Annotated in this window: 12 protein-coding genes and 2 pseudogenes; 6 read left to right on the top strand and 8 right to left on the bottom strand. The window is 52.9% G+C overall.

Annotated features, from left to right (window positions below; genetic code table 11):
- Nucleotides 1-13: 13 nt before the first annotated feature.
- Nucleotides 14-562, bottom strand: coding sequence for a reverse transcriptase domain-containing protein (locus tag H6F59_RS12075; protein WP_242021397.1), 549 nt, complete (start codon nucleotides 560-562; stop codon nucleotides 14-16).
- Nucleotides 563-652: 90 nt separating this feature from the next.
- Between H6F59_RS12075 and H6F59_RS12070 the strand changes: the two are divergent.
- From H6F59_RS12070 to H6F59_RS12055, 4 genes and pseudogenes are all read left to right on the top strand, one after another.
- Nucleotides 653-1,060, top strand: a pseudogene (locus H6F59_RS12070) (IS630 family transposase); the annotation flags it as partial.
- Nucleotides 1,061-1,076: 16 nt separating this feature from the next.
- A pseudogene (locus H6F59_RS12065) lies at nucleotides 1,077-1,250 on the top strand (IS1 family transposase); the annotation flags it as partial.
- Between the two features lie 116 nt (nucleotides 1,251-1,366).
- On the top strand, nucleotides 1,367-3,241 hold the full coding sequence (locus H6F59_RS12060; protein WP_190699491.1) for a Mu transposase C-terminal domain-containing protein: 1,875 nt from the start codon (nucleotides 1,367-1,369) through the stop codon (nucleotides 3,239-3,241).
- A gap of 1 nt (nucleotide 3,242) precedes the next feature.
- Entirely contained in the window at nucleotides 3,243-4,082 is an 840-nt protein-coding gene (locus H6F59_RS12055) for an AAA family ATPase (protein ID WP_190699486.1), read from the top strand.
- Between the two features lie 929 nt (nucleotides 4,083-5,011).
- On the opposite strand, the gene H6F59_RS12050 is transcribed toward H6F59_RS12055, so the two are convergent.
- Nucleotides 5,012-5,908 (bottom strand): tyrosine-type recombinase/integrase, encoded by an 897-nt coding sequence (locus H6F59_RS12050; protein WP_190699483.1) that lies wholly within the window; start codon nucleotides 5,906-5,908, stop codon nucleotides 5,012-5,014.
- A 66-nt stretch (nucleotides 5,909-5,974) separates the two neighbouring features.
- Between H6F59_RS12050 and H6F59_RS27635 the strand changes: the two genes are divergently transcribed.
- Nucleotides 5,975-6,439: a double zinc ribbon domain-containing protein gene (locus tag H6F59_RS27635; RefSeq protein ID WP_190699480.1), complete on the top strand. Its 465-nt coding sequence runs from the start codon at nucleotides 5,975-5,977 to the stop codon at nucleotides 6,437-6,439.
- Nucleotides 6,440-6,500: 61 nt separating this feature from the next.
- Here the strand turns inward: H6F59_RS27635 and H6F59_RS12040 are convergent, their stop codons facing one another.
- On the bottom strand, nucleotides 6,501-6,749 hold the full coding sequence (locus H6F59_RS12040; RefSeq protein ID WP_190699477.1) for a helix-turn-helix transcriptional regulator: 249 nt from the start codon (nucleotides 6,747-6,749) through the stop codon (nucleotides 6,501-6,503).
- Nucleotides 6,750-6,847: 98 nt separating this feature from the next.
- Here H6F59_RS12040 and H6F59_RS12035 point away from each other — a divergent pair, with 98 nt between their 5' ends.
- Entirely contained in the window at nucleotides 6,848-7,102 is a 255-nt protein-coding gene (locus H6F59_RS12035) for a hypothetical protein (protein ID WP_190699474.1), read from the top strand.
- 436 nt (nucleotides 7,103-7,538) lie between these two features.
- Here the strand turns inward: H6F59_RS12035 and drmC are convergent, their stop codons facing one another.
- From drmC to H6F59_RS12010, 5 genes are all read right to left on the bottom strand, one after another.
- Entirely contained in the window at nucleotides 7,539-8,354 is an 816-nt protein-coding gene (gene drmC / locus H6F59_RS12030; RefSeq protein WP_190699471.1) for a DISARM system phospholipase D-like protein DrmC, read from the bottom strand.
- Complete coding sequence (gene drmB / locus H6F59_RS12025; RefSeq protein ID WP_190699467.1) at nucleotides 8,351-10,222, bottom strand: DUF1998 domain-containing protein; 1,872 nt, start codon at nucleotides 10,220-10,222, stop codon at nucleotides 8,351-8,353. The genes drmC and drmB overlap by 4 nt, the downstream gene beginning before the upstream one ends.
- Nucleotides 10,215-14,192: a DISARM system helicase DrmA gene (gene drmA, locus H6F59_RS12020; protein WP_190699464.1), complete on the bottom strand. Its 3,978-nt coding sequence runs from the start codon at nucleotides 14,190-14,192 to the stop codon at nucleotides 10,215-10,217. The genes drmB and drmA overlap by 8 nt, the downstream gene beginning before the upstream one ends.
- Nucleotides 14,189-16,291 (bottom strand): UvrD-helicase domain-containing protein, encoded by a 2,103-nt coding sequence (locus tag H6F59_RS12015; protein ID WP_190699459.1) that lies wholly within the window; start codon nucleotides 16,289-16,291, stop codon nucleotides 14,189-14,191. Before H6F59_RS12015 ends, drmA begins: the two co-directional genes overlap by 4 nt.
- A gap of 132 nt (nucleotides 16,292-16,423) precedes the next feature.
- Nucleotides 16,424-17,053 carry a ribonuclease III domain-containing protein gene (locus tag H6F59_RS12010; protein WP_190699454.1) on the bottom strand — a complete coding sequence of 210 codons (630 nt, stop codon included), beginning with the start codon at nucleotides 17,051-17,053 and terminating at the stop codon, nucleotides 16,424-16,426.
- Nucleotides 17,054-17,056: the final 3 nt, after the last annotated feature.

Below are 17,056 nucleotides of genomic sequence, written 5' to 3'. Positions count from 1 at the left end.
CCAATACACAGGTCTAGAACACTACCAGCTGAGAAACCCGTTCAGCAAACCTCTCCACCGTCTTCGTCGCAAGCCCCAACCCCTCCGTCGTAAACCAATACCCCAAAAAATCACCCCCCCGTGCAACCCTCCCAATAAACGTCTTATCCGGGTGTTGCTCAACCCGGAGATCCGCCATCACTTCATTCACCGCCTTGATCACCTTCCGTAGCCTCCACCGCGTCGGCGCAAGCACAACCCAGTCATTCATAAAGCGGACATAAAAGCAGCCCAACTCCGCCATCCAGTCATCGACCGGCTTCAGATACAGCGCCCCCATCAACGGCGACCAAGGACACCCCAAGGAGATCCCCTTAATATCGATGAACTTTCTCCCATCATTGACATACCGCCGTAAATAGCCCCAGAGCAACGCCAAAACCGCCTCATCTCGCACATAACGCCCCACAATTCCCATAAGAATCTTGTGATGAATACTGGCATAGTAGCCCTTCACATCAGTGCGAAACACAAATGGGTGATCTGCAACATTTGTCGCCACCTCTCGCACCGCCGCCTTCATCCCCCCACTCCCCGCCCAATGAAAACACCGCCGAGAGAGATGAGGTTTGAGGTGTACGGTTAAAACAATCGCCATCGCCTTCAACACCATGACTTCAACCCAATACAATTGCGAGAATGGTCTCTAAAAAAGTGCGATCGCACTCAACGCATCAGCATGGTTGCAGGCTGGCGAAATCGAACCGTGGTGACCCCGATGACCTTTGAAGGCTATTGCAACACCGATTTATTTGACGCTTGGGGCGAGCGGTACTTGGTGCCCGAGTTAAGCCCGGGGCAGGTCGTGGTGATGGACAATGCCAGTTTCCACAAGTCTCATCGCACCCAAGCGTTGACTGAACAGGCCGGATGCACCTTCCTCTTTCTGCCGCCTTACTCCCCCGACTTCAACAAGATTGAGAAGTTCTGGGCCCGCTTGAAACATCACCTACGTAAAACCCTAAGTACCTTTGACCATCTCTGGGATGCCGTCGACGATGCCTTCAAAACACTGTCCTAACCAACTCGTTGTCTGCAATAGCACGCTGAGGCAGCGAATTTCTCGGTCGATGAGGAAGACGTTGTCCTTCTCCATGAAGCTAGAGAATCACATCGGGGCCATCTGGACGTTCATCCATGCTTACAATCGCCGAGTCAGAGAGAAGCTGTCAGAACGGGAAGACCCTACCTTTTTCCCTGTCCTTTACTAAAATGCACCACCAAATTTGGTATTGGAAAAGTTCGCAAAATCTTTGTCGCAATGGCTAGCCATTGCGAAAGCATGATGGTACTCTTGTACCAAACTGCTGGTTCTTGAGTACTTCGTATGGATAAAGGTCAATTTGAAGTCACAGATCCTGACTCTCAATTTCTAGATGAAGTTCTTTTGAGCGATCAGGCCTTCAGCACGGATCCTTCTCGCGTCCTCATTGAAGCCTCGGATCTTCATCGGTTGCGATATAGGTTGGTTGAGTGGTTGGCTGAGTCGCCTAACCCAAAGGTAAAGTCCGATAGGAAGAAGAAATTAGCAGAAACGCTTCAGATGTCAATTCGCCAAGTTGAGCGATTACTAAATCAGTACTTTGAAGATAAGCTTCAGGAAGAGGGGGGAGTTCAGCGCGCCGACAAGGGAACTCATAGGGTCGAAGAGTATTGGCAGGACTATATTCCGGAAGTGTATGAGAAAAGCCTAAAGGATAAGCATCCGCTCAAACCTGCTGACATTGTGCGTGAGGTTCAAAGACATGCTGTAGTCGATTTAGGAAAGGAAGAAGGTGACTATCCGCACCCAGCAACTATTTACCGAATTTTGAAGCCTCTCGTCGAACGACAAAAAAGGAAAAAGAAAATCCGCAACCCCGGCTCTGGCTCTTGGCTTGTGGTTGAAACGCGAAATGGTCAATTTATTAGAGCCAATTTCAGTAACCAAATTATTCAGTGTGATCACACAAAGTTAGACATTCGGATTGTAGGGACTGATGGCAAAACTCTACAGTGGAGACCTTGGTTAACCACAGTTGTAGACACTTTTTCTGGCTGCTTGGTCGGCTATCATCTTTGGCATAAGCAGCCAGGGGCTTATGAAGTGGGACTTGCCCTTAGGCATGCTAGTCTTCCTAAAGACTATCCTAAAGAGTATAAGTTAGAGAAAGAATGGAATATTTATGGTCCTCCCCTACAATATTTCTTTACGGATGGTGGTAAAGATTTAAGTGCTTCAAAACATGTTAAGGCTATTGGCAAAAAACTAGGGTTCCAGTGTGAATTGCGAGATAGACCTAATCAAGGAGCAATTGTTGAGCGCCTATTTGGGACGATTAATACGCAAGTCTTAGCGGCATTACTAGGATATCAACCCAGCAGGGCCGGTAAAGAGCAAATAGAGAAGGCAGAAAAAGAGGCTTGCTTAACCATTGATGATCTGGATAAGATACTAGCAGGTTATTTTTGTGACGATTATAACCATCAAACTTATCCCGACGATAAGCGCTTTACCCGCTATGAACGTTGGTTCATAGGTATGGGCAGTAAACTGCCGGAGCCCCTCGACGAGCGAGAGCTTGATATTTGTTTAATGAAGCAGGCACAAGTAACTGTCCAAGAACACGGAACTGTTACCTTCAAAACATACAGTTATCGTTGTGAGGAGCTAAGGCCGTGGAGAGGTAAATACGTTAATCTACATTATGATCCCGACCATGTGCTTACTATGCTTGTTTATAGCCTAGATGAGGAATTTATTGGTCATGCTCATGCTATCAACATGGATATGCAGGATTTGAGTTTGGACGAATTGGAGCAGCTAAATAAAGAGAAGAACAAAGCTAAGCGCAGCCATTCAAATTATGATGCCTTACTAGCTTTAGACAAACGCAAAAAGCTGGTTGAGGAACGAAAGCAGGATAAAAAACAGCAGCAGCGTTCAGAACAGAAAAAGTTAAGAGAAAAAGGAAAAAAGAATTCAAAAGTAGTTGAGCTAAGAAAGGCGCGGAAGACTAAGTCTTCTAACGCTGCAAGCCTGCCTGAGCTTCTGCCTGAACGCATTGATTATTCTCAGGATAAGCCAGCTCAGGCTATGCAGACTTCTCAAGTGAATAAAACATCTGCCATCCCTGAGGCTAGTGAAAAAAGAGACATAGACGAAGGCAAGCGTCACAGACTAATTATTCCCAAAGATAAAAAGCTAAAGAAGATCTGGTAACATGACAAACTCGCAGCTCGTAACACATGTCCCTGTAGAGGTGCTGCCTTCAGCCCTCGATATAACCGATTTTCTTGCTAAGACTGCGGAGATTGAGGAGCTATTTAGAACGGCGTTTATCCCCACACACCGAGCATCTCAATATTTCAGATGGCTCGATGAACTTCGCTTGGTCAAGCAGTGTGGGCGGGTAATTGGCCCTCGGGATATAGGGAAAAGCCGATCATCGTCGTGTTACCGAGAGGAAGATTACAAACGAGTCTCTTGCATTAAAGCATGGTCAAACTCAAGTTCTAAGAGACTATTCTCTCAGATATTGAAAGATATTAATCATGCAGCATCCAAAGGTAAACGACAAGATTTGCGACCTCGATTAGTAGGTTGTATCGAACCTTTTGGTGTTGAGCTGATCATTATTGACAATGCAGAAAACTTGCAGAAAGAAGCTTTTTTGGATCTAAAGCAACTTCACGAGGAGTCGGGCGTCCCTATAGCTTTGGTCGGTAGTAGTGAGCTTGATGACAGTTTAGAGTTGTATGATCTCATATCTACTTTTCCATCTCTCTTTGAGTTTGATAAACTTGAAGAAGATGACTTTAAGATGACATTGCGCACAATAGAATTAGATATTCTCGCGTTACCTGAAGAATCTAATCTGGAAAGTGACTTATTTGCAAATCTGGCTTCAAGCACCGGAGCTAGAATGGGCTCTCTCATTAAAATTTTAACTAAGGCCGTTCTTCACTCTCTGAAAAGTGGGCATAGAAAAGTTGATCCTGAAATTTTGCGGAAGATAACTGATCGATACGGACAAAAGTGTTTATCCCGAAAAGAGGGATAAGGTAGAGGTGGTAAGTTGACGAGATGCAGAGATTTTGATTCTTTACCAAGGCTAGTTCCTGTACAGCCCTACAAAAATGAAAGCATAAGCCATTTTCTTGGACGTCTTCGTCACCTTAAAGCTAATACTCTGTCATCGGGATATGCCCTTGGACAATTAATTGGGGTAGGTGCGGCTGTTTCCCGTTGGGAGAAGCTTTACTTTAATCCTTTTCCTGAAAACGAATCGCTAGAGATGCTTGCCGCTTTATGCAGAATGGATTTTACCCTATTGGAAGCAATGCTGCCTCAGAAAGGCAGATCTATGCAGCCTAGACCTATCTTGCTCTGTGGGGCTTGTTATTCCGAAGTTCCTTGCCATCGCATAGATTGGCAGTATAAGGCAGAGACTCCAGTATGCGATCGCCATCATCTACAGCTTTTGAATAAGTGTCCTTGCTGCAAGAAACCCTTTCAAATCCCATCCCTTTGGGCAAAAGGTGAATGTCATCACTGTGGAATGCCCTTTAGGTCTATGGGCAAGAAGCAAAAGCAAGTTAAAACACTAGGTTAGACACCTCAGAAATGCCGAGGTGAACGTGAGGTGGTTTTCTCCTTGAGAATAAACGTCTCACTAACCAGGCTTCAGCGGCGCATCTCAAGCTGCAATGCTATCTGCCAATGGATCAGCGCCTTCAATGTCTAATCTGCCTCAGTAAGGACTGTGGACGCTGACCCCTATATTCGTGTTCTCCGGCAACATGCATTGAATTTCCAGTGCATGATTATTTCTGACTCAATTGGATCCATCCACCACGTTTTTTGTTAGCGATCCTTTTGGTCTCACTTTCTTGATGCAGAGTACTGTACATACTCTGCATCAGTAGGAGTATATAGGATTAATCGCTATGCGCCCATATTTATTTAATAGCGCTTTTAGTAGATAAATAACTAGCTTTTGAGCAACGCAGCAAGCGCCTCTTGAGCGACTGTTTCAGCTCGCTGCGATGTTACCTTTTGATAGCGCAAGGTGGTCTGAATATTCTGGTGCCCCATTAACGCTCTCAATTCCTCGATTCCCATCAGTCCTACTCGTTCGGTGGCGAAGGTATGACGCAGGTCATGCATCCGAATACCCTCTAGCTCTGAGCTTTGGGCGATTAAATCCGTCCAATCCTGGTGAGCCGTGCGATAGCCCATCCGGCTTACTTCCAGCGTAAAGGGCTGCTGAGCCGTAAACAGGGCTAAACAACCTGAGTGTCGTTCGTATCTTAAATAGTGCTCTAGAACCCGAGCCGCGTCTTCGCTATAGAAGCACCACCGCCGTTTGTTGCCTTTGCCAACCACCTGAAACTTTCGCTGGTCTAGGTTCATGATCTCCAAATCAAGAGCCAGTACCTCAGCGATCCTGGCCCCTGTTCGGTGCAGCAGATGAACCAACGCATTCATCCGCAAATTTGGCGCTACCACTTGATACAAGACCTTAAGCTGCTCCGGGGTCAGGTAGCGGATCACGTCATCCGTACCATGCTCACCTTTCTCCCGGTCAGGCTTCCGCCGCTTCAATCGAGCGATTGGGTTAGCTTTGATGTAGCCTTGCTCGACCGCGAAGTTGAACAACGCCTGGATAGTGGCTTGGTGCCGTTGGTGGGTGGTGTAAGCCAGGTTAGGCAACTCGCTGAGATAGTCCTGCAACGTTTGCCGGGTCATGATCTCAATCGGCATCTGCCCGTACTCCTCCAAGAGGGGCATCAAAGCGGACTCATAGGAGCGCTGGGTACTCTTTTCTAGTCCTGGGCGTTGTAAGAACTCTACCGAAACACCAGCTAAGGTAATGACCGTTTTCATTTCAATTAATCACCTTTACTTTGCGGTTAAGATAGCTTTTAGGTAAACCCTTTTATCTATACCTCAATGCATTTTTTATCTCAAAACCTGGCTCCAACCCCTGGAGAAACCCTTGCAGCGTATGTGCAGCGGGTGCGGATGAGCCTGGGCCTGAGCCAAAAAGAGTTAGCGGAGAAGGCTGGGATTCATCCTCAAAGTGTAGGCAAGATGGAGCGCGGCCAAACCACACGGCTAAAGCAGAAGCCTAAAAGCGGTCTGGCCCATGCTCTGGGTATTTCAGTGGAGTATCTAGATGCGGTCTGTCAGGGAAGGACTGTGGAGGAAATAGCAGTCCTCAAGTTCTGCCCCCAGTGTTGGGTGCCCGGAACCTCACCCGATCCGATGTGGACGACGCCACGCTCAAAGCACTGCTTCGCCTGTGGAAGCAAGTTGCAGGATCGTTGCTCAGGTTGTCATGAACCTATCGCCTCTCTCAAGTTCCGGTTCTGTCCCTATTGTGGGAAGTCGTATAAGGGTGGTGGCAGTGAGTAAGCTTCGACCACTCGGTGTGTTCCAAACGGTTGATTCTCAAATGGAGGCATAGTCCCTGGAATCAGCCTTCCAAATCCTCAGGTTTGATTAACTCTCCCAGGTAGAGCTTCACAAACTCCTGAGCCGCTTCAGGATTTACAGAATTTAGCGCCTTCACGATCTCAGAGACCGTCTCCGCCGTAGGGTCACGCTGCTCGTGAAACCACCGAAACACAACCGACCGACGCACGCCCAGCAGGGTCGCCAATTTGTTTTGGCTGATGTCGTAGGTCTCTAGAACCGTTTTCAAGGCATAACCTGCTCTTCCCATGCTCTGAATGATCTCAGAGGGAAGAAATGTCGTAAATGGACACTTAATGGCGTACATCGGATATAGGATGGGCAAATGTAAGCCAATGAGTGTCCACTATGATCTCTAGTTTCCAGGCCACTGATGCAAAATCCGAAGTTATACACCCCCTTGAGCATCCTGCTCCCGAAATCCAGCCCCATCAGGAAACCGTTCGCATTACCGTTACCAGCTCTCCCGAAGGGGTAAAAGCCGTCATCCATGATTTACACAGCCGCCGCTTTGCTGAAGCTAACGACTGGTGTCCACCAGTACCCACCGGCAAAGTGGGTGAAGTCATGACAGTTCTGATGAAGCGAGTGTGGATCGATTAATCGTCGCTAGCAGCCCTTACCGTGTTAGCTGTAAGGGCTGCTAGTCGCTGGAAACAGTCAAATAATATATAGAGGGGGCTGCCTCGCCGTATCTCACACCCACACGGTACAACTCGGCTAAGTTATTCAAGCCGGTAGCCACTTCGGGCGATCGGCCCCAAATTATTGCTCTCGGTGTTGACCGGCGTTGCGGTAAGCAACCTCAGCATTGGTATAGCGAAATTGGCGTTCGCAGACTTGCCCCAAGCTGTTATACAAGCTAGCGATCAGGGGAGAGTCTGAGTCTTGGGCCAGTGGGTCATCAATTTGCTGCTACAAATCAGTAGGATTGGCGGTGAGCAGTTTTTACTCTGGGGCTGAACTCTGGTTACACTCGAAGGGAAGCACAGGACTCGATGAGATTGGCCGCTGGCAGGCCTCGCGAAGCTACATAAATTCAACGGCATTGAGCAAGACGGAGTAACCCACTCTCAATCAGGGTTTGAAATTGGCAAAGGATTTCATCTGCTAGCACTCGATTGTAAATCAGGGCACCCATCTCCAGATTAAGCATTAGGGCATAGTGGGTCAGGTTGGCACTTGAGATGAAAACCCATTCTTTGTCGGCAACAGCACATTTTGCATGAAGTGATCCGTGTTTGCCTTTGCTATCTTTCGGGCGCTGCTCCATAGGCCACACCAGAATCTGTGCGCGACTTAATATGTCTGATCCAAAAGTAGTCGTCAGTCCATAGGAAATCTTACCTTCGCTGTCACCTGGGGTTTCAGCAACAATTTGAAGCGATACGCCACGATTTAAGGCTTTGATCAAGGCATCGGCGATCTCTGGCACTTTATAAACCGCAAAGCTGACAATTAACAGATGTTCTTTAGCCGAGCGAATCAATTGCAGCAAAGCCTGGTCTGTACGCCTCAACGGAGATTCTTGAGGATTGGGACCTGTCCAAACCAGTTCCAGGGATAACTCTCGGCGCGATTCTGTTTTGCAATGGGCTGCGGCAGAAAGAGCTGCAGCTAGGGCGAAGGAGTCTGAAGATTGGTAGTCTGCTTGCCATAGGACAAGGAGGTCAACAACTCCCTGCCGCCAGTGAGTATTGGGTAGCTTCTGGCATAGCTGTTTGCTTAAACCATTGCCGTTCGTCCCCATATCTATGCCAGTCAAATCCTCGATGAGAGTGCTCAGCATCGCCGGGGGTAGCTCCTGGGCTACCTTACGAATTTGGGTCAGCAGTTGTGGGGATAACTGTTTCACTGGGAAATCATGCCTTGGAAGAAGGCGAAGGAATCTGTTTTTGAGTTGATAGTAGGCACCAGGAGAGATCGGTCTAAATACTTGTTCCCCCGTTCGCAGGAGGTCTCCGGACTAAAGAGGCAGGCGTGGCATGCTGCCCAATGCAGCTCCGTCGTGGGCTCGTGATCGGCGCAGAGGGGGTCTGAGGCACAGAGGCGCATTTGCTCTAGGGCCTGGTCCATGTGGCGACCCAATACCTCTGGACGTCCCAGATTGACCAAGCCCCCGAGGGTGCCTTCACTATCAGGGGCGGCGGTGTAGATCAAGACTCCGGCCATAGCAATATCGTCTTCGGGGCAGCTAGAGTAGATCCGCTCTCGCAGGCTGGCGGCAGCGTAGCCGCACTCGATTGCCAACTGTCTCATCAAGGCATGGGCGAAGGAGTGAAGCAGCATGTAGCGCAAGCCAGGAAAGTGCTCTTCTGGGTTCTCGATGTTGCGGACTTTGCGCCATTGGGTGTGGGCCTGATGGCTACGCTTTTCGTACTCTTGCAGGGCCGGGTGACGCTTTGCCCAGGCAGAGATGGCAGCTTCTTGGAACTGAAGGAAGACACCCTCGCCGCGAATTTCGGTGGCGGGAACCCACCGGGGGTGCACACTACGGCTGAGGGGCACCATAGGCATCTCGGCCCGAGTTCCCACTTCGCTTAACTCTCCTGGGGACTCAATGCGGGTAAAGCCAATTAAGGCGCGGACTTCCCTAAGCCGTTCGACTAGCACTACTTTGCTGATATAGCTCTCGTAACCTACGGGCGGAGCAACTGGCTTGAGGCGAAAGTCGTCGGTATTGAGGGCCGGGTCGGCAGCGGAGAAGACCAACCATTCAGGCAGTTTTAGATTCTTGGTGTCTTCGTCTTCAGCATCCTCGGGATGGGCCTGTTTTTGGATGGCGGGCCATAGATCGTTATCGGTATAGGTAGAGAATGGTTTTAACTGCCCGATGCGCCGTAACAAAGAGAGTTCACTGATGTCGGCTACCTCTTTAAGTACGGCCCAGTGCTTCTCGACCAGCTGCCCTAGTTCGTCTCGGGTGCCGGGAATGGAGAGCACGGCTAACGTCATTGGAAACCAGCTGTTGGATGCACCTAGCAGAATCGATTTCATCTGCTCTTCGCAGCCGTCGTCGTCGAAGTTGCGCAGGTGGGGATTTCGCCCTCGACACTGGGGCATATTCTGGGTGCCAGGGGTGCCAAAGGCATCGGAGAGCGATCGCGACTGGTTACAGCGATCGCAGCGCACCACCACATCTGCCGCTGAGCCAGAAACGCCCACCTCTAACAGGCGCAGGGCTCCGGGACAGTCGGTTGCACCTCGGTGGACGTAGTAGAGCCAGGGAAAGTCATCTAGGTGGCCCTGGCGGCAGGCGACCAGGAACCGGGCGGGGATGACAGTAGGTGCATATTTGCTCCGAGATCGCTGGCAGTTGCTGTGGATATAGCGGTTGCGATCGGCCCGGTAGGGATCGGGCTTAAATTCAAACATGCCCTTGCTGAAGGGAGCCAGCAGACGGCAGGCGGGGCACACCCCCCACCCCGGAAACGGCGACACGGGAATGCCAACCCGAGCATTTTTGTCGAAGGGGCTGGTGGGGCCAAGGTCATCCTCGGGTGGGGTTGGTGGCGGCACCAGGCGCTGAACCTGTGGCCCCAGTTCTTCTCGCACCGCCGCTAGCAGTCGTTCCTCCGCCAGGGGATTGGACTGGGTGGTATCCCACTCGTCGAGCCCCATCACCATGGCCGAGAGGTTGGGCAGATCTACGATGGAGCCCACCCCAAAGGAAAACATAATTTGGCTAGGGCGTAGTTCGCCCACTCTGTAATGGTTACTCATGGTTCCCCGTTGGCATCGGTTTCGGTGCTCGACTGAAGTCATCATCGGGCACCTGGTCGTTCAAAATCAGGCCGATGGTAGGCTCCACATTGCGCAGGGAGTTTAGGCAGGTAAAGCGTTCCCAGTCTAGAGTGCCGGGAGATTTGAGTAGCCCCTGGGTCAAACCGTCTTTCTGGGTTTTGTAGCCCAAAATCTTGCCGCCTGTGGTGTCTTCGGCCTCGTGGAGCCAGTAGTCTAGGCGCGACTCCAGTTCCTTTTTGACCAAGTCTCGGACTTCTGAAGACCCAGACACCATCCAGGCACGATCGACAATAGTTTGAACCGCGTCCTGCACATAGGGGTCATCTCGGCGAATGCGTCCGGCGCGATTGTTAAGGTTAAACTCACTCTTCGCCAAGCGGATCAGCGCCACCAGCAAGGCCGACAGCCCCCGATCCATGGCTCCTGACGAAAAGGGGGTCAGCGATAGGCTCTCCACATGCTGGTAGAAGGTGGCGTGGTAATGCTCAAACCGCTCGTAGTGGGAGAGGTCTCGGGGTCTAGCCCAGTTGAAAATGGTGATGACCAGCCCTGGGTGACGTCTCCCGACCCGTGAGGTGGACTGAATGTACTCCGCCGTGGTCTTCGGTTGCCCTGTAACGGCCATCACCGCCAAGCGGCTGACATCGACGCCCACAGAAATCATGTTGGTGGCCAGCAGCACGTCTAGGGGTCGACGGCGTTTGCCTTTAGCGTCTTGAGCCCCATCCGGCTGGTTCTCAAAGGAAGTTTCTAGCTGATCCAACACAAGGGGAATATCCGTTGAAGACTTGCGGGATGTCAATTCTTCGATATTTCTCAGCTGTCGTCGAGCTAATCCCCGGCGATCCATCTTTTTTAGACGTTGCTGAATGTCGTCGTCTACCAAGCGGCGGGTACCACCCAGTTCTCGCATGGAGTTGAAATAGCCCACCAGGGTCATCCAGGGATCGACGCGATCGCCATACTCCTCAAAGAGCGACTGAGCTGCGGCCAAGATAGCAGTGTAGGTGCGAATGGTGGCGGCTTTGAGCCGTCGCCCGGTGGCGCAGATACCGAGATAGAGGCGGCCTGGGTGCTCTTCGCTGGGGGCACGCTGGCGGGAGAAGAAGTTGTCGCCCACCTCTAGCCCCTGGGGTGGAAACACCTCGACTTTGCGGACAAAGAGGCTGTGAACCTGGTCTTGGGCTTGGCGAATGGTAGCGGTAGAGGCGATCACCTTGGGGCGTACCCGCTGGCCATCGACTTCCCAGGAGGCAAGTCGGTCAATGGCGGTTTCGTAGAGGCCCACCAGGGTGCCCAGGGGGCCGCTGATCAGGTGCAGCTCATCCTGAATAATCAGGTCGGGCGGGCGCAGGGGATTCATCGGCTGGGTCTTAGCCTTGGGCAGGCCGTAGCGGGCCGGATGGGAGTTAGAATCGTCAACTTCGGGGGAACGGTAGCCGTGGCGATCGCAGTAGCCATCCACCTGCCCAAACAGCATCTGGGTCTCCCCTTTCCAGGGCATTTGGGCAAACTTATCTACAGTGGCAATCAGCAGAGTGGGCAGTCGTCGGTAAATTTCTTCATCCACGACAATGATCGGTAGCCCCTCGTCCTTGGCCTGCTTTTTGCTGAAGGGGCAGCGGCCCAGGGCATCGCCGCAGTGTACTAGGGTGCGCCCAGTCCCCTTTTTGACGGAACTCACCGATAGGTGCTTGCCCTTGTCGATGGCTGAGCCGCACCAGGGGCAGGCGGTGAGCTGGTAGGGCGATCCGCTGCTGGGGGGTGGCCGATGGCCGCGCAGGGCATCGATCACGGCTTCGCTGTCGTCGGTGCGGTTGGGGGTCGTTTTCATGCCCACCCAGAGGCCAATGCGGAAGGGTTCTTGGCCCCAGGTGCCGGGGTCTTCACGGCGAATGACTTCGCAGGCGCAGATCAGCGCTGTGGCCCGCTGAAATTGTTGGAGGGTCAGCAGCCGGAGGGTATAGCGCATCAGCACGGCCACCCCAGCGGCCCCAGAGCGGCCAGCAACGGTACCCTGGAGCCGCCGTAGACCCATGGTGTAGGCAGCTAGGCCCAGGTAGGCCTCGGTCTTGCCGCCGCCCGTGGGGAACCAGAGCAGGTCGGCGATCGCATCGGTTTCATGGCTGCGATCGCGGTGGTGCAGATCGGTAGAGCTAGGCAGGTTCAGCAGAATGAAGGCCAGCTGAAAGGGAAACCAGGTCGGGCTCTCGATAATGTCACTATCGGCGGCTTCTCCCTGGCGTACCTTCGCGGCGTAGAGTGACTGCCACCGCTGGAGGTACATAGCCCGGTTCATAAACTGAAAGGCCTGGGCCGCCTGGGGATTTTGCCGGAGCATCTCAATGCCCTCGCGGATGCGGTTGAGGGCAGTTTCGCACCGCTCTAGGGCTCGGTTGGCGGCTTCTCGATGTTCTTCGAGGGATTCAGCCGGATTCTCAATCAAAGCGGTCTGGTCGGCAATCCACTGAGCGTAGGCCATAGGCAGGGCCGCCAACTTATCTGGCAGATCTGCGGCGGAGGTCTCTGCCAGGGCTTTCATGTCCAGCTCTAGCTCGGCGAGTGCTGGAATTTCTTTTTGGGTGGGTGGGGTTGTCTTAGGCACCTCGTAAGCCGGAACGACGCGGGTTTCTAAAGCGATCGCTCGCATTGGTGTCTGATCGGCAACCGTGGCGTGGACGCCCACCCCGTGGCCCACAGCAAACTCCACCTGCTTGCGGTAGAGCATTTTCATGTCCTGCTCTTCGGCGTGGAAGAGGAGGTCAAGCTTGTGATCGGTGTGACGAACAGGGGCGCGTTTGATAAAAACTTCGGGGTCGCTGGCGTCCCCAGATTTGACCTTTAGCTCGGGCTGAAACAGCCAGCTTTGGTCAGGGTTGGTTTCATATTCAGTCTGACCGTTGACTAAAAACAAACTGACAATCCAGTCGTTATCTTGCCGCCGGATCTGCCCTCGGACAAAAACGCCGTAGTCAGGGTGGATTTGCCAGTCTTCTATGGGGCCAGGCTGGAGGGGAATGGGCTGAGACTGGCTACGAATCGGTATGCGCTTCCAGACAGTTTTGGCGTTGCCTGCTTCGGTGGTGAGGGTCTGACTGCGATCGCGCTCGTACTGTCCCCATCCAGCCGTCACCTGAATGGTCTTCGCTTCCCCGCTGACACAGAATGTCAGACCCAGTGAAGAGGGAAACATGCTCTCAGCCACAGCGTTACCAGCTTCGGTGCTGCCATCCTCTGCGGTGTCGTTACCGGCAATGGGTAGGCCATCCCGCTGCTCGGGGCCTTCATCGACGGTGCCGGGGCGACCCGTGAGATCTTGGGCTGAGTCAGTGGCAGTGGTAGCGGCATCCTGACGCTTGCGGCGGTGGAGGGGAGCGACCAGACCGACCAAGTAGCGATCGCTCACCCGGCCTTCGTCAATTTCCTCGTACTCGCCTCCAGCAGGGCCAAGTAAATCCTTAAGAATGCGCTCCTCTAGCTCCTGGCGAATCTCAAAGGACGTTGCGGTTTTAAGCACGCGATAGTCACCCTGACTGGCCTTGGCTTCTGGGGAATCGTCTGCTTCGTCTTCGGTCGTATAGAAACCGCTTTCTTCCCCTGGATCAGGAACTTCTGGCGAGTCTGGGGATGCTTCAGGCTGTTCCCAAACTTCAGGCTGCTGGGCCTGAGGCTTTTTTTGAGAAGACTTTTGGGACTTAGGCAAAGCTGGACGCTGGTTGAAGTAGGCGATGATGTCTTGGATGATGGTATCGGCGATCGCCCCCTCAAACCCTAGGGTCTCGGCATCGTCCGACGGATCGAGACCATCGAGTAGAATCGACAGCGCCACTGCCGGGGCAGAAACGACAGCGCTCCAGTCGAGCTGAGCCGTGCGGTCTTGCAGCTGCTGGTTAATCACTTTCAGGTCGAGATCGCCAGGAAGCACAGATGGAAGCTTGATGACCGTCATGCTGTCGTCTTACCTAAATTCCAGAGCGATTCGTCAAAGCCTTGTAGCAAAACTGAGGGTTTCTTTTCAGGGACTACTACCAGTAAAGCCCGCATGGCGCGGGTCATGCCCACAAATAGAGTACGGCGTTCGCGGGTGAGAATTTCCTGAACGGCCTCTTCGGGGGTGGCTTTGGGCATGTAGGGGAAGCGACTGCCGATGAAACCGGCGATCGCCACAATCGGAAACTCTAGCCCCTTAGCTCCTTTCAGCGTCAGCACTTTGACGCCGGTCTTGTTTAGGTCTAGTTCTTTGCTGCCCATGAAAGTCGCTTCGAGACCTAGATAGCTAAGTTGCCCAGCAATGTCTTTCCCGGAGCGCTCGCTAGGGGTGAGAATAGCGCAGGCGTCGATGCCCAGGCGAAATTCCCTGGCGGCCATGCGGCAAAACTGGGCCAGGAGCTGACCTTCGGCAGCGGTGTCTGCCACCGCTCGCACCGCTGGGGGTGGGCCGTAGTTGATGTACTGCCGCTCAATGAGTTCGTCGTCGAGTAGCCCAGCTTGGAGGTAGTGGTGGGCAGCGGTGTCAATTTCTGCGGTGGTGCGGTGGTTCGTGCGTAGGATGCCAGTGCGGCCCACAAACCTGAGGTCGCTATGAACGTCGCCCCAGCGGAAGCTGCTGCCGTAGATCGATTGGTTGGCATCGGCAGTGATGAATAGCCGATTGGGTGCTTGGCAGAGCTGCACCAAAAAGCGCAGGGTGTTGGGGGGCAAATCCTGGGCTTCATCCACAATCACGGCATCGTAAACGGGTGGATTTTCCAGCGTGCGCAGTAGTTCTGCGCCCCGGCTACGGAGCTGCTCCCAGGTTTCCCACCCCTGGGCGGCAAGGTGCTGGTTGAGGTGTTCTCTCAGATGCCAGATGGCCTGCCGCTGCACCCGGTTCAGGGGCACCATGCGCCCGGCCCGTGAGGTGGCCTGGTAGTCTTCCAGGGTGGTTAGCTCCCGGCTCTCGATGATGCTGCCGATTTCTTCGAGCAGATAGTCAGAGGGTAGCCGCTCTAGAATGAGTCTCTGGGCCTGCTGCTGGAGTAGGTTGCCGGGTAAGGACGCCATCACAGCATCCATCACCTTTGCCAGAATTTGCTTCAGATCCCGGTCATCGACAATGTTTGGTTTTCCAGTCACACTATGGATTAAGGCCCCAATCTTCTTATCGGCAGTTTTGACTTCCACATAGCGCAGGTCATCGCCCAGAAGCTGTTTCAGCAGTTGCTCACTGAAGGTAACCAGGGCATTGGTATAGGTGGTGAAGAGAATGCGGGGAGACTCAACCCCAGCAGCTTTGAGCCGGTGAAGAATTTCGCGGGTGCGGTAGAGGGCGACGGTGCTTTTGCCGGTGCCGGGGCTACCTTTGAGCAGGGTGGGACCTTTGGCGTTGGCGGCCCAGGTGACAAATTTTTCTTGCTCGGGGTTGAGCTTCAGCAAGAAACCCAGCAAGTCGCCTGCTTTGAAGCGCAGTAGGTCGGCGGTGTCATGGGCAATAAAGTCGGGCTGTTGGAGCACTTCTATCAAGGGGCGCTCAAACAGGTATTCGTCAAGTTTGAGGATGATATCGTCGGGGATGCCGGGACAGTCGAATAGGGTCTCGCGGTCTTGAATGGGTAGTAGGCGAGGGTGGCAGACTTTGGGGATGCGCAGGCGCTCCAGCAGGTCGGCAGTGATCGGCTCGGGCAACGGGGTTTTAGGGGTTTCTTGAGGTGCAAAGATTTTTTCCCAGTTGGGCTGCTGGGGTTGGGAACCGCCGGTTAAGTCGGGGTCGAGCCCGCCTAGAAATTCTGCGTCGATATTGTCGTCGTAGGTGTCGTCGTCGCGTTTGCGGAGGGCGAGCAGGCTAACGTAGGGATGCTCAAAGGTGTAGAAGATGCGGTAGCGACCGGCCCGCAGGCGGTGGAGCTTGCCCCCCATGTATTTGAGCTGCTTTTTGACTTTGGCGTCGGGGGTGGGGTCTTGCAGCAGCAGGTTGATTTTTTCGAGTACCTGGTGGCTTTCTTTGGGGGGTAGCCCCATCCATTCAGTTATGAAGGAGGGCTTTTGGGTGATGAGCCAGGTATCTGCCATGGAATCTTGGGGCCGTGTTGGTGGGAAGCCTCGATCAAGCCGTCGGTGGCCATTATGCTTAAGGTTCCCAGGGTGGAGCGGAGATCCCTGGTCTTCTTTATCTAGCCTTTATTAGGGGTTCAGCGCGATCGCTCAAGTGAATGAGACGCCATCAGACCACGATAGCCCCATCATCTCGGCGTAGTCGTCGGAGGTGACTAACGTTGGGTCTTCGTCATCATCGAATTCATAGCCTTCGTTATCTCCCTTATTCCTATGAACCTCATGGGCTGTGACGGCATCGCGAAGGAAGCGATCGCACAACCACTGCGCAACTTTGTTAAAATCCCGGTCGGCGTCCAAAAACAGCACGCCCACCACGGCCTCGAACATTTCGCCCCATGTTCGAGGCTCGTTCTTCGGAAGTTTGCGGTTTTTGCGCTTCCAGGAAGAGCTGTAGTCAGGCAAGCCTAACTTTATAGCAAACTCAGTAAGGCCATGTTTATTGACAAGTGCCTTCCTCCAATCATCAAAATCAGCTTTGGTGAGATCATGATCTGTACGGTAGAGGTAATCAGCGAGAACTGAGTCTATTAGAGCATCGCCAAGATAAGCGAGGCGACGATATTCACGCTCGCGCTGCTCTTGTTCTGGCTTAGAAAGATCAATCTCATTGAGGGTGCAGGGGTCGGTGAGGGCAATTTCAAGCAGGTCGTCACTGTGGAATCGGGGAAAGGCGATCGCACGCTTAGCCACTTCAAGTTTGATAGACAGATAGCTCATAAC

This window comes from Nodosilinea sp. FACHB-141 (genome assembly GCF_014696135.1).
GTDB lineage: Bacteria > Cyanobacteriota > Cyanobacteriia > Phormidesmidales > Phormidesmidaceae > Nodosilinea.
Note: the sequence above shows the minus strand (reverse complement) of the source record. Positions and strands in the feature narration are given on the sequence as shown.